Here is a 16,448-nt window from a genome sequence, read left to right as displayed (position 1 = left end):
GATAAAACCAATAGTTGATTTTAAGGTAAACTTTTGAAAAATTTAACAGGTAACTAAAATTTTATCCAAACATAAAAATAATTAATTTTTATTTAATACGGTAACCCGTAATCGGTACTAAAATACTTTTATTTATTCTTTAATGTTTAAAAAAATAAAAAGTCATTTTTAGACAAGATATTTTTCCTTAGTAACTAATATGATATGATCATCAAGTGTTTTAAAACTAATGCCATTCTTTTCTTCTTGATATGAGATATTTTGAGACGACAAACGTTCTTTTAACATGGCTAGGTCTCCAGAAAAGTTTATGCTTTGTAATCCTGTTTCCTGCGTAGCTTCTAGATTAAAATTGTCATCCTGTTCACTACCCCAGAAATGTTGGATTTCAATAAACAAATGACGCTGTTGGTACATCCATTCTCTGTTTTCAATAGCATCAATATTTGGATTCGGAGCTTCTAAATCTTTAGCTCCTAAAAAGTATAAGGTAAATCCATTGCCTCTATTCACATACATACGTACAAAGAGTTTCATGTCTAAAACCTCTTCATAAAACTTAAGAATCTTTACAGGATCTTTGGTACGAATGGTAATCAGTCCTAATGCAGTTTGTTCCTTTGTGGCTAAAGTTCCATTCTGTTCAAAGGTCTTTTGAATGTACTCTATCTTATGCTGTTCAGTATCGGCAGTATGAGCTAAATAGCCGATGTCTCCAAACTGAAAAGGTACTCCTATACTAAAATTATGTGCAAGCACATTTTGATAGGCTTCTTGAATATCATCTACAAACAGACTGTATTTCCAATAATTATCGGTCATTTTTTCCTGATAAAGGGCTTTATCAGCTACTGGATTGTATTGCAATCTCAAATAAAAATCAGGGTTTTGAAATCCGAGCTCATAATAAATAAGTCCGTTTACGGTTACTTCACGGATGAGTGAAAATCCTAATACCTCGGTATAAAATGCTATTGTTTTTTGAGGATCAAATATTTGTAATGTGAAACTTTGTAATTTCATGTTGTATGGGTCTAAACAGCTTTATTCAAATATATACATTCTCTACTACTCCACCTCTTTTATATTATCTGTTCTATCTTTTTCTGGTCTACTTCCATAGGGATCAATAGCAATGAATTTTGGCTTTTTAATTGTCTTGATGATAATCTCTGTTTCGTTGGCTTTGATATGATGATTTTGTAAATACAATACCTCTTCTGCATTAGCCGATTGCATATGTACATCAAACAAACCAATGCTAATAGGTTCATTTATTGCAATCTCTTCTTCGGTACTATCCGCTAAGGTTTTAAAACGTTTGGCTTGAATCTTTAGGGTAGTTTCATAAGAAGCATCCGCTAGTTTTTCTGTTTTAGAAGAAGTAATCTTTAAATCATAACGAATGATTTTTTGAAACCAATTGTCTATTAAACGGTGATACTCTTTCGGAGTGATTTGATAGAACTCGTTTAACAAATCTGTAGATAATACTTGAGGTTCGTCTAACTCTTTGAATCTATCCACCACATTTTTAATGGCTTGATTCATTTTCTCTTCTCCAACCAAATCTTTTAAAGCCAATAAAGAAATCAGCGATTTACCATATAACAAATGCGATTGTCCTTGTTCTATATACAACGGATTCTCAGCTTGAGTTGCATAGGATCTTCCTGAGAAATAACGCTGATTGGCGGTTTTACTCAATTGCCACAAAGCTTTTTTACCATACATTTTCTCCAACACTACGGCTTCGGTATACTTGGCTAATCCTTCGGTGATCAATCCTCCTCCATCTACATTTTTAGGCGTTAGTGTATGTCCCCAATATTGATGTGCTACTTCATGAATGGTTCGTTTGGCTACCAAGTTAAAATCAGGATTCTCACTTACATCTATCAAATGCAAATTATCCGCTACCATGGCAATGGTTCCTGGTAAGGCAATACCTCCGAATCTCCAATGTCCTGGTACCTCAGCAATACGAACATGGTTGTACGGAAACTCTCCAAAGTATTGCTGACAATAGTCTATGGTTTGTCGTGTGCTTTCAGAAATCAGTTCTATATTATACTCATGGTTTTTATGATAGTATTGTTCAATATCAATTCCGTTGTACTCTTCTTGAGTAGTTGTATAAGCTGCTGAAAAATACGCCAAAAAAGGAATAGCATTCCTCGCTATTTTGTACTGGTAATAGTTGCGTTCTCCTTCTTTGCATTGCTTTACCAAGTCTCCCGGAGCAATCGCGGTTTGTTCTTTGGACGTTGAAATTACCGTTTCAATAGGTATTTTTATATAACCTTCATCTTCGCTATGAAAATGATTATCGCTCTCTAATTCCGTTGCTCTTTTTGGTAAATTTCTTTGAGAACGTTCATAAGCATTTTGAACCTCATAAGAAGTACTATAGCCTAAAATCGGATCGAAATTATTTCGCATTAAAAAGGTTCCGTTTTTTACGAAATTGTTGTTTTGTACAAATCCTTTTTTAGTGTATTGAATCTCATAACTATAGTTGATACGTTCTTTGGGTTGAATTGGTGTTTCAAATTCAAAAAGTTTTACTTCATGTATGGTATCGTCCTTTTTCAGCATTCCTTTTTCTAACTGCATCTTTGAGGTAGGAATCACTTCCGTAATCAATAAATTTTCAACGGCTATTGCTCCTCTATTTTCTAATACATAATTTACTTTTACTGTATACGCTTCTTCTTCTGGAAACAAATAAATTTCTGTTTTCATATCCACCGGAATCAATTGTCTTGGTGTATCGTATTGTTTATACATACGCTCATAAGCTTCTCGTTTGTCTAAGGCTACTTCTCTGGTTTCAAAATCGCCAATTACCTGTGAATTATAATACACTGCCGAAGCACTTGATAAAAAGAGAATTCCTAAAAAACTTAAAGCTATCAGTTGCCACTTCTTCCATGGCTTCTGTAAATTGATCCAGTGATTTTTAAAGGAAAAAGCATTATTTCGTTGCCATAGTTTATAGGCTACCAAGGTGAGAATTACCGCCAAGCTTAACCAAGTAATAGCATAATAATGAAACTCTTTTGCAACATCGCTAAATCCGTTCATCAAAGTGTGTTCTACGCGCGGTAGCGCACCAATTCTAAACAAAGGGTTTTCGATTCCTAAAATAGAGGTATTAAAAAGTAAAACAAACACCCCAACGGCAGTCATTCCGAAGTATTTGTTCGGAAAAACACTTTGCATAAATACACTCAATAAAATATAAAAAAGGATACCGATTCCACTAAAATAAAATAGAGATGCATAGGTGGTGAAATCTAAAAACTCATAACCTAGCTGTATTTGAAATCCTATAGCTATTAAAATACTGATACTTATTAATAAGCATGGTAATAAGATCAATGCTACCGTCTTTGCTAAGAAAAATACAGAGGTTGGTGCAGGTGTACCATACAATATCCCGTCGAATTTTGTTTCTTTTTCTCTCCAAATAAGTTCTCCCCCATAAAACACTACGGCTAGAATGCTTATATATGGTAATGGATCTTTGATAAGCCATACTAACAAACTTGTAGTTGGATACAGACTTTCATTATAAGTTCCTCCTTGATTGATACGCGAATAAATTTCAGTAAACACAATCACAATCCACATACCTATAATGGCCAAAAAGGGAAGACTCTTGCGTACCGCATTCAATTCCATTTTTAATTGCGAAACAAAACTCTTCCAACTATGTTTAAAAGCATATTGTGGTGTTTTTATGATACGATATGGTACTAAGGCTGTTTCCTTTTCTGTATTGATAGTTCTGTTCTTCTTTTTTCTTTCTGAAATTTTATAGGAAAAGAAAGTATACGAAACGAATAAAAGAATGCTGGTAAAACCTAGCCAAAAAAGTCGGTTAGCTAAGAAGTATCCTGAAAGCGTTAACTGTTGGGTATTCTTCTCAGCAGGTGTCCAAAATTGCGTTTGTTCTAGAAAGGCTGATAATCCGAACGGATCTCCTATTGCTGCCATTTGCATGGTTTCTGCGGAAGCATTCACTCCTCCTGCCAATAAAGGCGAGTTAAAAAATAGAGCCGTTAAAAAATAGAGTCCATAAATACCTATAGCACTTACATAGGTTGCAATATTGTTTTGGGTTAACAGAGCCACCGAGCTTACAATAGCGGTTACGATAAAAATATTCGGTACAGCAAATAACAGCCATGTGTTTAGATAAGAAAATGCATTGAAATCTAACAATCTACGAGCATCTAAAGCTGGATTTTGAGTTCCTAAATACCAGCCTATAAAACAGGCGCTAAACGTGAGTAATGAAAATAGATACACGCCTAAAAATCGACTGACAAAAAATTGTGTTTTCCCTAAAGAGCTGGTAAATACCAATGCATCTGTTTTATGATGTTTGTCTCTTAAGAATCCGCTAATGGCAAAAAACATCACGATAAAGACACTTCCCAAACTTAGTAAGCCTACGTCATAGTTGATTTCATAATTGGAATTAAAAGCTACTTTATTAGAAAATCTTTGAGATCCTAGTGTATATCCTAAAAATGCAAACAGGATACTAAAAGCAATGAGTGCTCTTTGTTTTAATTGATATTGTATTTCAAATTTTAATAAGTGGTATAGCATAGCGAAGAGTTTTAAGAGGAAACTTGTTGTAATTTTTTAAAGTATACACTTTCTAAGTCTGGTGTATACGGTTTGAATTCACCATTTAAAGGTGTTTCTGAATACACTTGAATTTGTGTTTTTCCTGAGACCAATCGAGTACTAAGCACCTGAAATGATTCTTGGTATACTGCTAATTCTTCTTTAGCAATGGTTTTAATCCATGTTTTACCTTCCAAACCATAGGTAAGTTCCATTGGGTTTCCTTGCGTAACAATTTTTCCTTGCTGAAGTATGGCCATGTTTTGACATAAATCGCGTACATCTTCTACAATATGAGTAGATAGAATGACAATTACGTTCTCTCCTATTTCACTCAACAGATTTAAAAATCGATTGCGTTCTTCAGGATCTAATCCGGCAGTAGGTTCATCAACAATAATCAACTGTGGATTCCCTAACAAAGCTTGTGCAATTCCAAAACGTTGTCGCATTCCTCCTGAAAAGGTATGCACCGATTTTTTCCTATGTTGATACAGGTTGGTTTGCTGTAACAAAGCAATAACCTGCTCTTTTCTTTCTGAAGTATTCGTAATTCCTTTTAAAACTGCCAAATGATTCAATAAATCTTGGGCGCTTATTTTGGGATACACTCCAAATTCTTGTGGTAAATAGCCTAATTGACTTCGTAAAAACTGCGGATTTTGAACAATGTCTACATCATTAAAAAATATGCTTCCTGAAGTAGGTTCTTGTAAAGTAGCAATGGTTCGCATTAAAGATGATTTCCCTGCTCCATTAGGTCCTAGTAATCCGAATAATCCGTTGGTAATTGTTAAAGCTACTTGGTTCAACGCCTTTACCCCATTGGGATATTCTTTACTGATATCTTGAATTTTTAAAGTATTCATGTGCTGTGTTTTCTAATTTTTCAACGAACTTAGAACCTATTTAAAAGAGCTGCGAATTTATTTGACCAACTGGAACATTCTTCATTTCAATACGGCATTTAAAACCATAAATCTTATTCGGCATAAAAAAGCAATTGTTTGTACAGAAAAACATCCTATTCATCAAAATTGTTACACTACCTTTACACTTCTCTTTATTTTTGAACTTCTATTTAAGTACATTTAAAACGTGCCACAATTCAACAAAATATTAAAAGCATTCAGTATAGGACTCGTTATTGTAGTTCCTTTGATATATATATTAGAGCGTATCGGGTTTATTATTCTACCTGAAGATCGTCCTATAGAAACTGCCATTTTTGGGTTTGTTTGGTGGATCATTATTTCTGTAATGATTTATAATATTTCCTTTTTCAAGAAACATAAAATTATACTTTTAAAGCTTTTGACTTTATTGATAAGCTTTATTGTTTTATTGATTATAGATGAAAAAATCAATTATCCAGACAACCCGATAAGCTTACTTATTCTCTTATTCTTTTGGGTAGGATTGGCTCATATTTTATTTCCAAAGTTTGTTGAAAAACATGGTAAGATCATTATTGGCTATTATGTATTTATACTAACCATCTTTAGTTATTTTAGATTCTTTCAGCATGAAACGGAATTGTATTCCACATTAAAACACGACTTGTTTATTCCTTTGTTAATACTTCCTTTACCTGTTCTTATTGGTTTATGGGTATATGAACAATACAAATGGATTAAAAGCTTGCAAAACGAAAAATCGAAAGCTGAGTTGGCTTTGCTAAAAGCACAGGTAAATCCGCATTTCTTTTTCAATACACTTAATAATTTATATTCACTAACGGTTCAAAATTCTGATCAAGCTCCAGAAGTTATTTTAAAACTTTCAGACATGATGCGGTACACTATTTATGAAGGAAAGAAAGAATTGGTTTCTTTAAAAGAGGAAGTAGCTTATTTGCAAAACTATATTGATTTGCATAAAATAAGACATCATAAAAACGTGGTTATTAATTTTACACATACCATAGAAAACGATGTAAAAGTGGCTCCTTTGTTGTTTATTATTCTCTTGGAAAATGCCTTTAAGCATGGGGTAGAAACCCTAACAGAAGATGCTTATATCCAGATTAATCTTCAAAATAAAGACCAAGAAGTATTATTTAGTATTGAAAATAATTTTGATGACACTGACCATAATACTGTCAAAGGTATTGGTTTAGAAAACTTACAGCATCGATTGGATTTGTTATATCCCAACAAGCACCAGTTAACCATTCATAAAACAAATGCTACTTTTAAGGCAATATTACAATTAAATTAACACTATGCGATATATTATTATTGATGACGAGCCATTGGCACACCAACTTATTGAGGGGTTTTGTAGTATGCTGCCTCATTTATCGCTTCAAAAAAACTGCTATAATGCTATTGAAGCCATGCAGTTTTTAAATAGTAATACGGTTGATTTTATGTTTTTAGACTTGAACATGCCTAAATTAAAAGGCTTTGATTTTTTAAGAACATTACAGAATCCGCCTAAAGTAATTGTTACCACCGCTTATAAAGAGCATGCCTTAGAGGGGTTTGAATTGAACGTAGTTGATTATTTATTAAAGCCTTTTAGTTTTGAACGTATGCTTACGGCTATTAATAAAGTCCTTTCTACTACTTCGGAAAGTGCTACTCCAGTTGCAGCTACAAATACAACACAAACTTCGAGTAATTTCTTTGTAAAAGGAGATAAAAAATACCATCAAGTAGCTACAGAGAATATTGTTTGTGTTGAAGCCTATGGTAATTATTGTAAGCTGCATTTAAAAGATGATACTGTAATTATTAGTCATGAAAAAATATCTCATTTCGAGTCTTTCCTGGCACCACATAACTTTATACGTGTTCATAAATCTTACATCATAAGTATTCCTAAAATTACGGTGATTGAAGGAAACCGAATTTTTATTGGAGATAAAACCATTCCTATTGGTCAAACCTACAAACAAGAGGTTGTAAAGTTTATCAAATAATACTTCGTTTTTTACTTATTGGAAAATATCCTTGGTTTATCTGAAAATATCCTTGGTTCAAAAGTTACCCATTTCTGAGGCTCTTCTTCCATCCTACTTTTGATACCAGAAACAACAAATAAACAAGTATATATCATGAAAAATCAACACAGAGAACTGGTATTTTTAAGAATCTTTGCAGTAACTATAGGATTGGGAATTCTAGCTTTTTTATCCTATTCTTTTAAAAGTGGGAATCCTTTTAATCAAAAATTTGGAACTATTGATGTAGAGCGTATCAATGTGGTTGAAAAAGACGGAACTGTAAAATTAGTAATTACAAACGCAGCTCATTTTCCTACCAAAGGAGATGCTATTAACGGAAGAATATATCACAAACGTAAAAAACGAGCAGGAATGCTATTCTTTACTGAAGACGGAAAAGAATGTGGTGGATTTATCTACGACGGTGAAAAAACAGAAGACGGACACGCAGCGGGCTTATCGTTAACCTATGATCAATATGATGGAGATCAAGTAATGCAATTATTATCTACTGATGTGAAAAAAAATGGGGTAAGAAAAAAGCACAACTATCTACTATTCAATGATCGAAATGATGATGAAAACAAAGAAAAAATGATGCAAATTGCTGAAGAACTTAAAGCGATTAAAGATCCTAAAAAACGTTCATTAAAACGTAGAGAGTATGTAAAGAAAGGATACTTTAATGGCACGAAAAGAGTTGCTTTAGGTCAAATACCAGGAAAACAAAACGGACTATTTTTGTTTGACGACAAAGGAAAACCTAGAGCTAAATTTTGCATTGATCGTAACAATGAAGTGAAACTAATAGCATACGATGACCAAGGGAACGTTATTGATTCTTGGCCTAGCAAATAATCATAATTTACAAATGCAAGATGCCTAAAATCATCTTGCATTTGCTTATTTTTACTCGCCTATGAAAACTATGATAGCTTACATAAAAAAACACCGACACTTCTTTTTATTTTTATTTGCTTTTTGTTGGCTTTTAAGTCTTAAAAACAAAATAGCCATCGCATTAGGATCTTGGGAAGATTTTTATTTTCACCTAGACGCTCCCTTTTGGATGTTCTTTGGAAGTGTAATTATTTTTTTCTTTATCGACTTTATCAAAAGAAAAGTAGAGAAGAAAAATCCACATCAAACACCTCGTCTTAAAAATTACATAGGTTATTTCGGGTTAGGTTTTGTTGCCTATATGCTATATCAAAACATCTCTGGAATATTGATATCCTATGCTTTTAACAACTTAGAAAGAAATTATGGTTCTTCTTATCTTATTGCGAGTAACAATGTGGGGAGAGCACTTGACTTTTTAATGTTTGGCGGACTTTCTTTGGCATACTTGTATTTTCAGGATACTAAAAACTATAAAAAGCAAATCAGCCAATTTCAAATTAGTAATGTCAAGAGTAAAATTCAACAGCTACAGAATCAGTTAAATCCTCATTTTTTATTTAACAATCTAAATATCTTAGACCAATTAATCTTTGAAGATTCAGTAAAAGCATCTACTTTTTTAAGTCGATTTTCTGAAGTATATCGTTTTTCATTAGCGAATTCTTCCAAAGAATTAATTCCTTTACAAGAAGAGTTATCTTTTACAGAGAATTATTTTAAGTTAATGGAAGAAAAATACCAAGACTATTACCAATTAATTATTGATGATACAGTTAAAAACAAACATATCATTGTTCCTCCTTTTTGTTTACAAGTACTCGTGGAAAATGCTATTATGCATAACTTAGGCACTCAAAGTAATCCTGTTACCATTAGGGTTTCATTTGATAATGGTATCACTATCAGCAATAATAAAATTGCTCTGAACAGAAAGAAAAAAGGGAATGGCGTTGCCTTAAAAAATTTAAACGAACAATTTTTATTGATGAGTCAACAAGGGATACAAATTCTTGAAACCTCAGAAACCTTTACCGTACATCTACCCTTAATTAAAACCGTTGCCTAATGCTTAGAATTGTTATTATTGAAGATGAAGCTCCAGCTAGAAAAAAGTTAATTAGTTATTTAAATAACTTAAATACCCCCTACACTCTTCTTGCTGAAATTGAAACAGTAGATGAAACTTTAGCCTTTTTAAAATCGAATACTGAGATTGATCTTATTTTTTCTGATATAGAATTAAGGGATGGAAACGTATTTGATGTATATAGTAGTTTAACCATTACCACACCCATTATATTCACAACTGCCTATAATAACTTTTGGATGAATGCCTTCGAAACTAATGGAATTGAATACCTGTTAAAACCCTATTCATTTGATCGTTTTGAAAAAGCATGGAATAAGTTTAATAATTTAAAAGGCACTATTTCGCAAAATCAATTGGCTATCTTTAAACAGTTAGATAATTATTTTCAGCAAAAAATAGTTCATACTGATACTTATAAAGAGTTTATTTCAGTAAAATCAACAAATGGAATTTACTTTTTAAAAACAGCCGATATTAAATATATCAAAGCAGATCAAGGTGTATTATTTGCCTTTGACTGTAAGAATAAAAAACACTTACTCAACCAAAATTCACTGATTTCAATTCAAGAAATACTCAACCCAACGTTGTTTTTTAAAATTAACCGAGGAGAATTGGTAAATAAGCAGTATGTCGAGCGTATTAATCGCTATACCAAAAATACAGTAGCAATTCAGTTAAAAGAACAGGAAACTGTTTTAAAAACAAGTCAAACTACGACGGCTGCTTTTAATAACTGGATGGGAGTTTAAAAAATATTCAAATACATAAATGGTCATTTTAACAAGATTCTTTTAGTTTTAATCATAATCTCAAATTTATGTTTTCCATTCACCGAAGAAAATCGACCATTCGTCGACAGTAAATACCATTTTAACTAACAAAAAAAAATATTTCCTAAAATAATGTGAATTTTAAAATGGATATATTTATTTTTAAGATGGAAAACCTACACATATTATTTATTGACGACGATGAAATAGAGAGATTAAAATTTAATCGCATTTGTAAACAAAGTGAGTACAAAACAACTATAACGCAAGCAGAAAACGGTGAGGAAGCTTTACAAAGAATAGAAGAAAAGCTACCTCAACTTATCATTTTAGATTTAAATATGCCTAAAATGAATGGAATTGAATTCTTGAGTATTTTACGTGAAAACGAACGTTTAAAATACATACCTATAGTTGTCTTATCGAGTTCTGATAATCAAGACGATGTAAAAAAATGTTTTGAGATTGGCATATCTGGATACTTGATAAAACCCCTTAGATACGATGATTACAAACAAACTATAACCAAATTATTAGCGTATTGGAACGTGAATAATTTATTAATATAAATAGTGTATGAAAGGTATTGTATTTACCGAGTTTTTAGAGTTGGTAGAGAACAAATTTGGTATCGAAACTGTTGATCAAATCATTAATGAATCTGAATTAGAATCAAATGGTGTTTATACAGCGGTAGGTACCTATAAATTTACCGAAATGGTATCTCTTTTAACCAACCTTAGTAATCTAACTAACATTTCTCCCAACGATTTATTAAAAGTATACGCATTACATTTTTTTGATGTATTGGTTCAAAACTATGGAAGTATTTTAAACATGTACAAAACTCCGTTGGAATTATTAGAATCAATAGATGCACATATTCACGTAGCCGTAAGAAAGCTATATCCAGATGCCGAACTTCCCTATTTTGAAGTTGCTAAAACATCTGAGAATACCCTAACCATGACATACCATTCTTCTCGTGCTATGTATGCCTTTGCACATGGACTTATGGAAAAAACATTTGAACACTACAACCAAAAAGCTACCATAACTTATGAATTATTAAAAGACGATGGAACCATTGTTAAGTTTGAAATCATAAAAGAATGAGTCAACAAAAAATTGACATTTTAGAAAAAGCCCTCAAACGAGAGCGTTTGGCTCGAAAAGCTGCGGAAAAGATTTTAGAAGAAAAATCATTAGAGCTTTATCAAACCAACCAAAATCTTTCGAAGGTATTAAACGCGAAAGAAATTCAATTAGAAAGCTTGTTTAAAACTATTGTAGATCCTTATATCTTGATGGATTTATACGGAAATGTTTTAAAAATGAACAATGCTTCTGTAGAGTTTTTTGGTTACAATATTGATGACGAATCCTTTAATGTATTATCTACATTACACAAAGAAGATTATGAATATGCTATGAATTCTTTTAGACAATTGTTAAAAGAAGGGAATTTTAAAAATTTCAAAGCGCGAGTTTATAACAAAAAAAGAGCATTAAAGTGGATAGAAATTAATTCAAGTATTGTATATGATGATGATGGCAACCCCACCTTTGCTCAAGGAATTATTCGTGATATTTCTGAAGAATTAGAAGTCCAAAAAGAACGAGAAGAACTACTTAAGAACTTAACCATAAGTAATAAAGAATTAAAAGATTTTGCCCATGTAGTATCACATGATTTAAAATCTCCTTTACGAAGCATGAATGCCTTGGTTACATGGTTACAAGAAGACTGTGAGCCCTTTGCAAATGAAGATATCAAACAAAACTTTGATCATCTATTTCGTAAAATTGATAAAATGGACCATTTAATTAGCGGGATATTAAAATATGCAAGTGTAGATAAAGTTGAAGCAAAAAAACAAAAAACAGACTTAGGTATTATTGTTCAGGAAATTATTGATACCATTCATATTCCTGAGCAAATTAAAATTGAAGTAACTGAAAACCTACCTACTATTAAAGGAGATAAGTTTCGATTACATCAATTGTTTCAGAATCTAATTAGTAATGCTGTAAAGTATTGTAAACCGGAAAGTGGTTTGATTCAAATAGATTGTGAAGAAATGAATAAAAAATGGAAATTTAGTATTCAAGACAATGGAATAGGAATTGAAAAAAAATATCACAGAAAGATCTTTGATATTTTTCAAACGCTAGATGATGGTCAAAACTCTACCGGAGTAGGTTTATCTATTGTAAAAAAGATTTTAGCAATTTATGATGGGAAAATCTGGTTAGAATCTGAGTTTGGAAAAGGAACAACATTTCATTTTACATTACCTAAATAATCATGACACAACCTAATTTAACATACATACAAGAATTATCAGATGGAGATAAAGCCTTTGAACAACAACTCATAGGAGTTATTCAAAAAGAGTTCCCCGAGGAGAAAAAAATGTACTTCCAGTTACTAAAAGAAAAAAAATATGCAGATTTAGCGCAACTTGTGCATAAAGTAAAGCATAAATTTACTATTTTAGGTCTAGAAGAAGAAACGAAACTAGCTTCTGATTTTGAAGAAGATATCAAAAACGAAAATTTTGAACTTCAAAAAAAGTTTGAAGCTGTTTTAAATGTAATTAGTGACTTTTTAACAACAATTTATTAACCCCCAGGAACTATGAAAAAAAAATGCTTAATCATCGATGATGATCAGACTGCAAGATTAATTATCAAAAAATTATGTGGTGAATTTAATGAGCTGGAAGTTATTGAAGAATTCTCTAACGCGATTGATGCTATTAAATTTTTAAATACGGAAAGTGCTATTGATGTAATCTTTTTAGACATACACATGCCTACTTTTTCAGGATTTGACTTTATTAAAACCTTAAAGCATCCGCCTCAAATTGTATTAACAACATCTGACAAAAATTTTGCTTTAGATGCTTTTGAGTATGATTGTGTGGTTGATTATTTAGTAAAGCCAATTACGAAAGAAAGGTTTGAAAAAGCACTTCATAAATTAGATAAAGTACAAATAAACGGTACAAAAGAAATAAGTTCTAACACTGAAAATACTACCAACGATTTATATGTTAATATAGATAGAAGGTTGGTTAAAATAAATATCCCAGATATTTATGTAATTGAAGCAAAAGGGGATTATGTTAGAATTAAAACAGAGACGCAAAACCATATTGTACATTCTACCTTAAAAAAAGTTGAAGAAAAACTACCAAAAACAACGTTCTTAAAAGTACACCGTTCTTATATCATTAATACTCAAAAAATTGTTGATATAGAAGATAATAGCGTACTTATCAAGCAAGATATCATTCCTGTTAGTAGAGCTAATAAGAGTGAATTGATAAAACGTTTGAATTTACTTTAACGATTTTAGAAAACCATTCGTCTTAAGCAACAATAGCATTGAACGATAATATAAGTCTACAGCCCTTTTTCAGGGTACTTTAGACTTGTGAAGTTATCTTTAATACATATTGTTTGCTTTCTTTTTTTTGTTAGATATACACATGCACAGATATCTAACAAGCTTCTTCGTTATGCAGATGATTTACATTTAAAAACTTCAAAAGAACAACAGTTTCCGAACACTACTAATCTGGTTCTTTTTCCTTTTGAGTTTTCTACTCCTAGTAAAAACGCTCCGAATCAGCATGAAATTAAATTAAAAGAATATGAAGCTATACAGTTTAAACAAGACATTGGTTTGGTTTTTAAAGCAACTGCAAATTATAACTTCAGAGATGCCTTTGACGAAGAACAAAATGCTTTTAATAAATTTAGATTTAGAACAGAATTAGAATGGAACATTCTTAAAAATGGTTTTATTCATAACCGAACAAGATCTCAACAAAAAAATAATGAAATTGAACATTTAAAACTTCAGGATAATCGTTTAAAAAAACAAATCTGGAGACGTCAATTTAGAATAGATTACAGCTATATTTCTAATAAAGAAACCATCTCTTTATTTTCTACATTTTTAAAATTTGAAAACGAGTATTTCGATTTTTTAAACAAACTATATGCACAAAGTCTTATTAAAAGAGAACGCATTATCGAAGTAGGGAATCAAATTCACATTTTAAAGAATCAACTAGCGCTAATAACAAAGAAGAACAAACTACTAAAAGACAGTATTTCTAGTAATGCCAATATCATTCAAGAGTTACCTGTTTTTAGTATACAACTAGATAGTATTTCAATTAATTCAGCGGTTTACAATAACCAATATTTAAAAGAAAACATTCAGCTAAACCACAAAGCGGTGAATGATTTAAGTTTATCGGTTTATATAAATCAGAATTTTAATCATTCCGTAACTCGAAATCAATATTTTCCTGCAGTAGGAATTCGCTTTAAAGCTCCTATCCGTTTTAACAAAAGAAAAGACATTGTTAAGACAAAATTACAACTCTTAGCTGCTCAAGAAAGAGATAAAAATGTTGGACAATATAATAGGCTTATCACTCATATGAATTCTTATAATGAAATTCTTAAAGATTTTCAGAACCAGTACAAAAACTGGAAAGTAGTTGAAGAGCGCATACGTGTATTTGATCTATTAAAGGAAGAATACAACAGTTATAAAACTGGACTTTTAATATTAGAGTTAACCGAAGAAAAATTCAAAATTCTTGAAAACTGTATGCAATTGAAAAGGCAATTATATACAGCTATATCGCAACTTTTCGAATTGTACCCAAAAGAGAATTTACACGAAATTTTAGTGCCATATACCTTTGAAGAGAACGAAAACAAAGAACCTTTGCTACTCACTCAAAACGATTTATATAGCATAGATTTTCAATATGAATTTATAAAGACTCAAAAAAAATTCAGTATCACTGTTTTAAATAATGATATAAAAATTCAGCAATTCTTAAGAAAAAAGAAAGCAGCGTTTAAAATTGTAAAGCATCCTTCTGCCAAAACAATTGTACAGGTAATTCAAAATGAACTTAAACAATTAGCCTTATGAAAAAATTCACATACAAAAAGGGCAAAGCAATTATTAGAACCCTAAAAGAACCTAAACTTAAAAAGAAAAAACTCAATTTTGATAGAATTATTTATTTCATCATCATTATTGGACTGTTCTTTTGGCTCGTAAGTTTTGCTTATAAAAAAACTAAATGGACCTATGGGAATGGACAAATGCTAATGGAGAAAGTAGATGTAAATTTTACCAATGACATTCGTGTAAAAGAAATATTTATAAATGAAGGACAAACCGTTGAAATTGGTGATTCTTTATTTAACTATTTTCAAAATGATTTTGATAGCGATGCTTCAATTGTACTCAAAAATTTCGATAAAAGAGAAAAGAACTATGATAACTTACAAGAAATTTTAAGAGAACGCTATTTAAAAAACATACAGTTAAAACATTTAAAAGACCAGTATAACATCCTTCTAGAACGCGAAAAACAAGTAACAAAACTGGTGTTACTGGATGTATATACAAAAACAAAACTAGATGAAATTGTAATGCAAAAACTACAATTACAATCGAAAATTAAATTGTTACAAAGTGAAATTTACCTATTATCACTTCAAAAAAAGAATACCATTAATAACAAAGGGATTTCATATGGAGGAAATAACAATTATCAAAACACCTACATCTCCCCTATTAAAGGTGTTATTGGTCAGATTTCCAAAAATAGCGAAGAGTCTTGTTATAAAACTGAAAATGTAATGACCATTCACAATGTTGAAACGGTATTTATCAAAGCCTATTTCAATCTTAAAGATATTGCCAAGGTAAAAGAAGGAAGTATTGTCTTAGTAGAATTTCCAGATAAAAGTTTATCGAAAGGTATTATTAATAAACTTTATATTTCAACTTATAAAGCACCTACAGAGTTTCAAAAGAAATACGAACCTACCGAACGAAATATTCTTGCGGAAATCATTCCTATGAATAAAGAAGAAATCCCGGAATGGGGTAAATATTATAAACTAAACCTCAAAGTTAAAGTTCCGAAGTATTAAACCAATTTCATTTATAATAATTAGCCTTAAGCAGTGTTCTTAAGGCTTTTTTATTGTCAAAACCCGTTTATCTAATATAAACTACCATTCATCTTTATTGACT

At 31.2% G+C, this 16,448-nt stretch carries 15 protein-coding genes; 12 read left to right on the top strand and 3 right to left on the bottom strand.

Annotated features, from left to right (window positions below; all coding sequences use genetic code 11):
* Positions 1 to 168 precede the first annotated feature (168 nt).
* Genes Q0873_RS14710 through Q0873_RS14700 form a run of 3 tightly spaced genes read right to left on the bottom strand, consistent with a single transcriptional unit; the run spans position 169 to position 5,513 of the window.
* Positions 169 to 1,023: a VOC family protein gene (locus tag Q0873_RS14710; protein ID WP_299108664.1), complete on the bottom strand. Its 855-nt coding sequence runs from the start codon at positions 1,021 to 1,023 to the stop codon at positions 169 to 171.
* Positions 1,024 to 1,068: 45 nt separating this feature from the next.
* Positions 1,069 to 4,623 (bottom strand): M1 family aminopeptidase, encoded by a 3,555-nt coding sequence (locus tag Q0873_RS14705; RefSeq protein ID WP_299108663.1) that lies wholly within the window; start codon positions 4,621 to 4,623, stop codon positions 1,069 to 1,071.
* 11 nt (positions 4,624 to 4,634) lie between these two features.
* Positions 4,635 to 5,513: an ABC transporter ATP-binding protein gene (locus tag Q0873_RS14700; protein WP_299108658.1), complete on the bottom strand. Its 879-nt coding sequence runs from the start codon at positions 5,511 to 5,513 to the stop codon at positions 4,635 to 4,637.
* A gap of 229 nt (positions 5,514 to 5,742) precedes the next feature.
* Between Q0873_RS14700 and Q0873_RS14695 the strand changes: the two genes are divergently transcribed.
* The 12 genes from Q0873_RS14695 (at position 5,743) to Q0873_RS14640 (ending at position 16,345) form a co-directional block, all read left to right on the top strand.
* Complete coding sequence (locus Q0873_RS14695; RefSeq protein WP_299108656.1) at positions 5,743 to 6,864, top strand: sensor histidine kinase; 1,122 nt, start codon at positions 5,743 to 5,745, stop codon at positions 6,862 to 6,864.
* Positions 6,865 to 6,868: 4 nt separating this feature from the next.
* Complete coding sequence (locus Q0873_RS14690; protein WP_299108654.1) at positions 6,869 to 7,570, top strand: response regulator transcription factor; 702 nt, start codon at positions 6,869 to 6,871, stop codon at positions 7,568 to 7,570.
* A gap of 135 nt (positions 7,571 to 7,705) precedes the next feature.
* A complete protein-coding gene (locus tag Q0873_RS14685) occupies positions 7,706 to 8,452 on the top strand; it encodes a hypothetical protein (protein WP_299108652.1) in 747 nt (248 codons plus the stop codon).
* A 70-nt stretch (positions 8,453 to 8,522) separates the two neighbouring features.
* Entirely contained in the window at positions 8,523 to 9,563 is a 1,041-nt protein-coding gene (locus Q0873_RS14680) for a histidine kinase (RefSeq protein ID WP_299108650.1), read from the top strand.
* Positions 9,563 to 10,339: a LytTR family DNA-binding domain-containing protein gene (locus Q0873_RS14675; RefSeq protein WP_299108648.1), complete on the top strand. Its 777-nt coding sequence runs from the start codon at positions 9,563 to 9,565 to the stop codon at positions 10,337 to 10,339. The genes Q0873_RS14680 and Q0873_RS14675 overlap by 1 nt, the downstream gene beginning before the upstream one ends.
* A 167-nt stretch (positions 10,340 to 10,506) precedes the next feature.
* A complete protein-coding gene (locus Q0873_RS14670; RefSeq protein ID WP_299108645.1) occupies positions 10,507 to 10,929 on the top strand; it encodes a response regulator in 423 nt (140 codons plus the stop codon).
* Between the two features lie 7 nt (positions 10,930 to 10,936).
* Positions 10,937 to 11,476, top strand: coding sequence for a heme NO-binding domain-containing protein (locus Q0873_RS14665; RefSeq protein ID WP_299108643.1), 540 nt, complete (start codon positions 10,937 to 10,939; stop codon positions 11,474 to 11,476).
* On the top strand, positions 11,473 to 12,666 hold the full coding sequence (locus Q0873_RS14660) for an ATP-binding protein (RefSeq protein WP_299108641.1): 1,194 nt from the start codon (positions 11,473 to 11,475) through the stop codon (positions 12,664 to 12,666). Before Q0873_RS14665 ends, Q0873_RS14660 begins: the two co-directional genes overlap by 4 nt.
* A gap of 2 nt (positions 12,667 to 12,668) precedes the next feature.
* Positions 12,669 to 12,989, top strand: a complete 321-nt coding sequence (locus tag Q0873_RS14655; protein ID WP_299108639.1) for an Hpt domain-containing protein — start codon at positions 12,669 to 12,671, stop codon at positions 12,987 to 12,989.
* Positions 12,990 to 13,001: 12 nt separating this feature from the next.
* A complete protein-coding gene (locus tag Q0873_RS14650) occupies positions 13,002 to 13,715 on the top strand; it encodes a LytTR family DNA-binding domain-containing protein (RefSeq protein WP_299108637.1) in 714 nt (237 codons plus the stop codon).
* Between the two features lie 87 nt (positions 13,716 to 13,802).
* Complete coding sequence (locus Q0873_RS14645) at positions 13,803 to 15,329, top strand: hypothetical protein (RefSeq protein ID WP_299108635.1); 1,527 nt, start codon at positions 13,803 to 13,805, stop codon at positions 15,327 to 15,329.
* Positions 15,326 to 16,345 (top strand): hypothetical protein, encoded by a 1,020-nt coding sequence (locus tag Q0873_RS14640; RefSeq protein WP_299108633.1) that lies wholly within the window; start codon positions 15,326 to 15,328, stop codon positions 16,343 to 16,345. Before Q0873_RS14645 ends, Q0873_RS14640 begins: the two co-directional genes overlap by 4 nt.
* The last annotated feature ends 103 nt before the right edge of the window (positions 16,346 to 16,448 follow it).

Source organism: uncultured Tenacibaculum sp. (assembly GCF_947498805.1).
Classification (GTDB): Bacteria; Bacteroidota; Bacteroidia; order Flavobacteriales; family Flavobacteriaceae; genus Polaribacter.
This window is presented reverse-complemented; position numbering and strand designations above follow the sequence as displayed.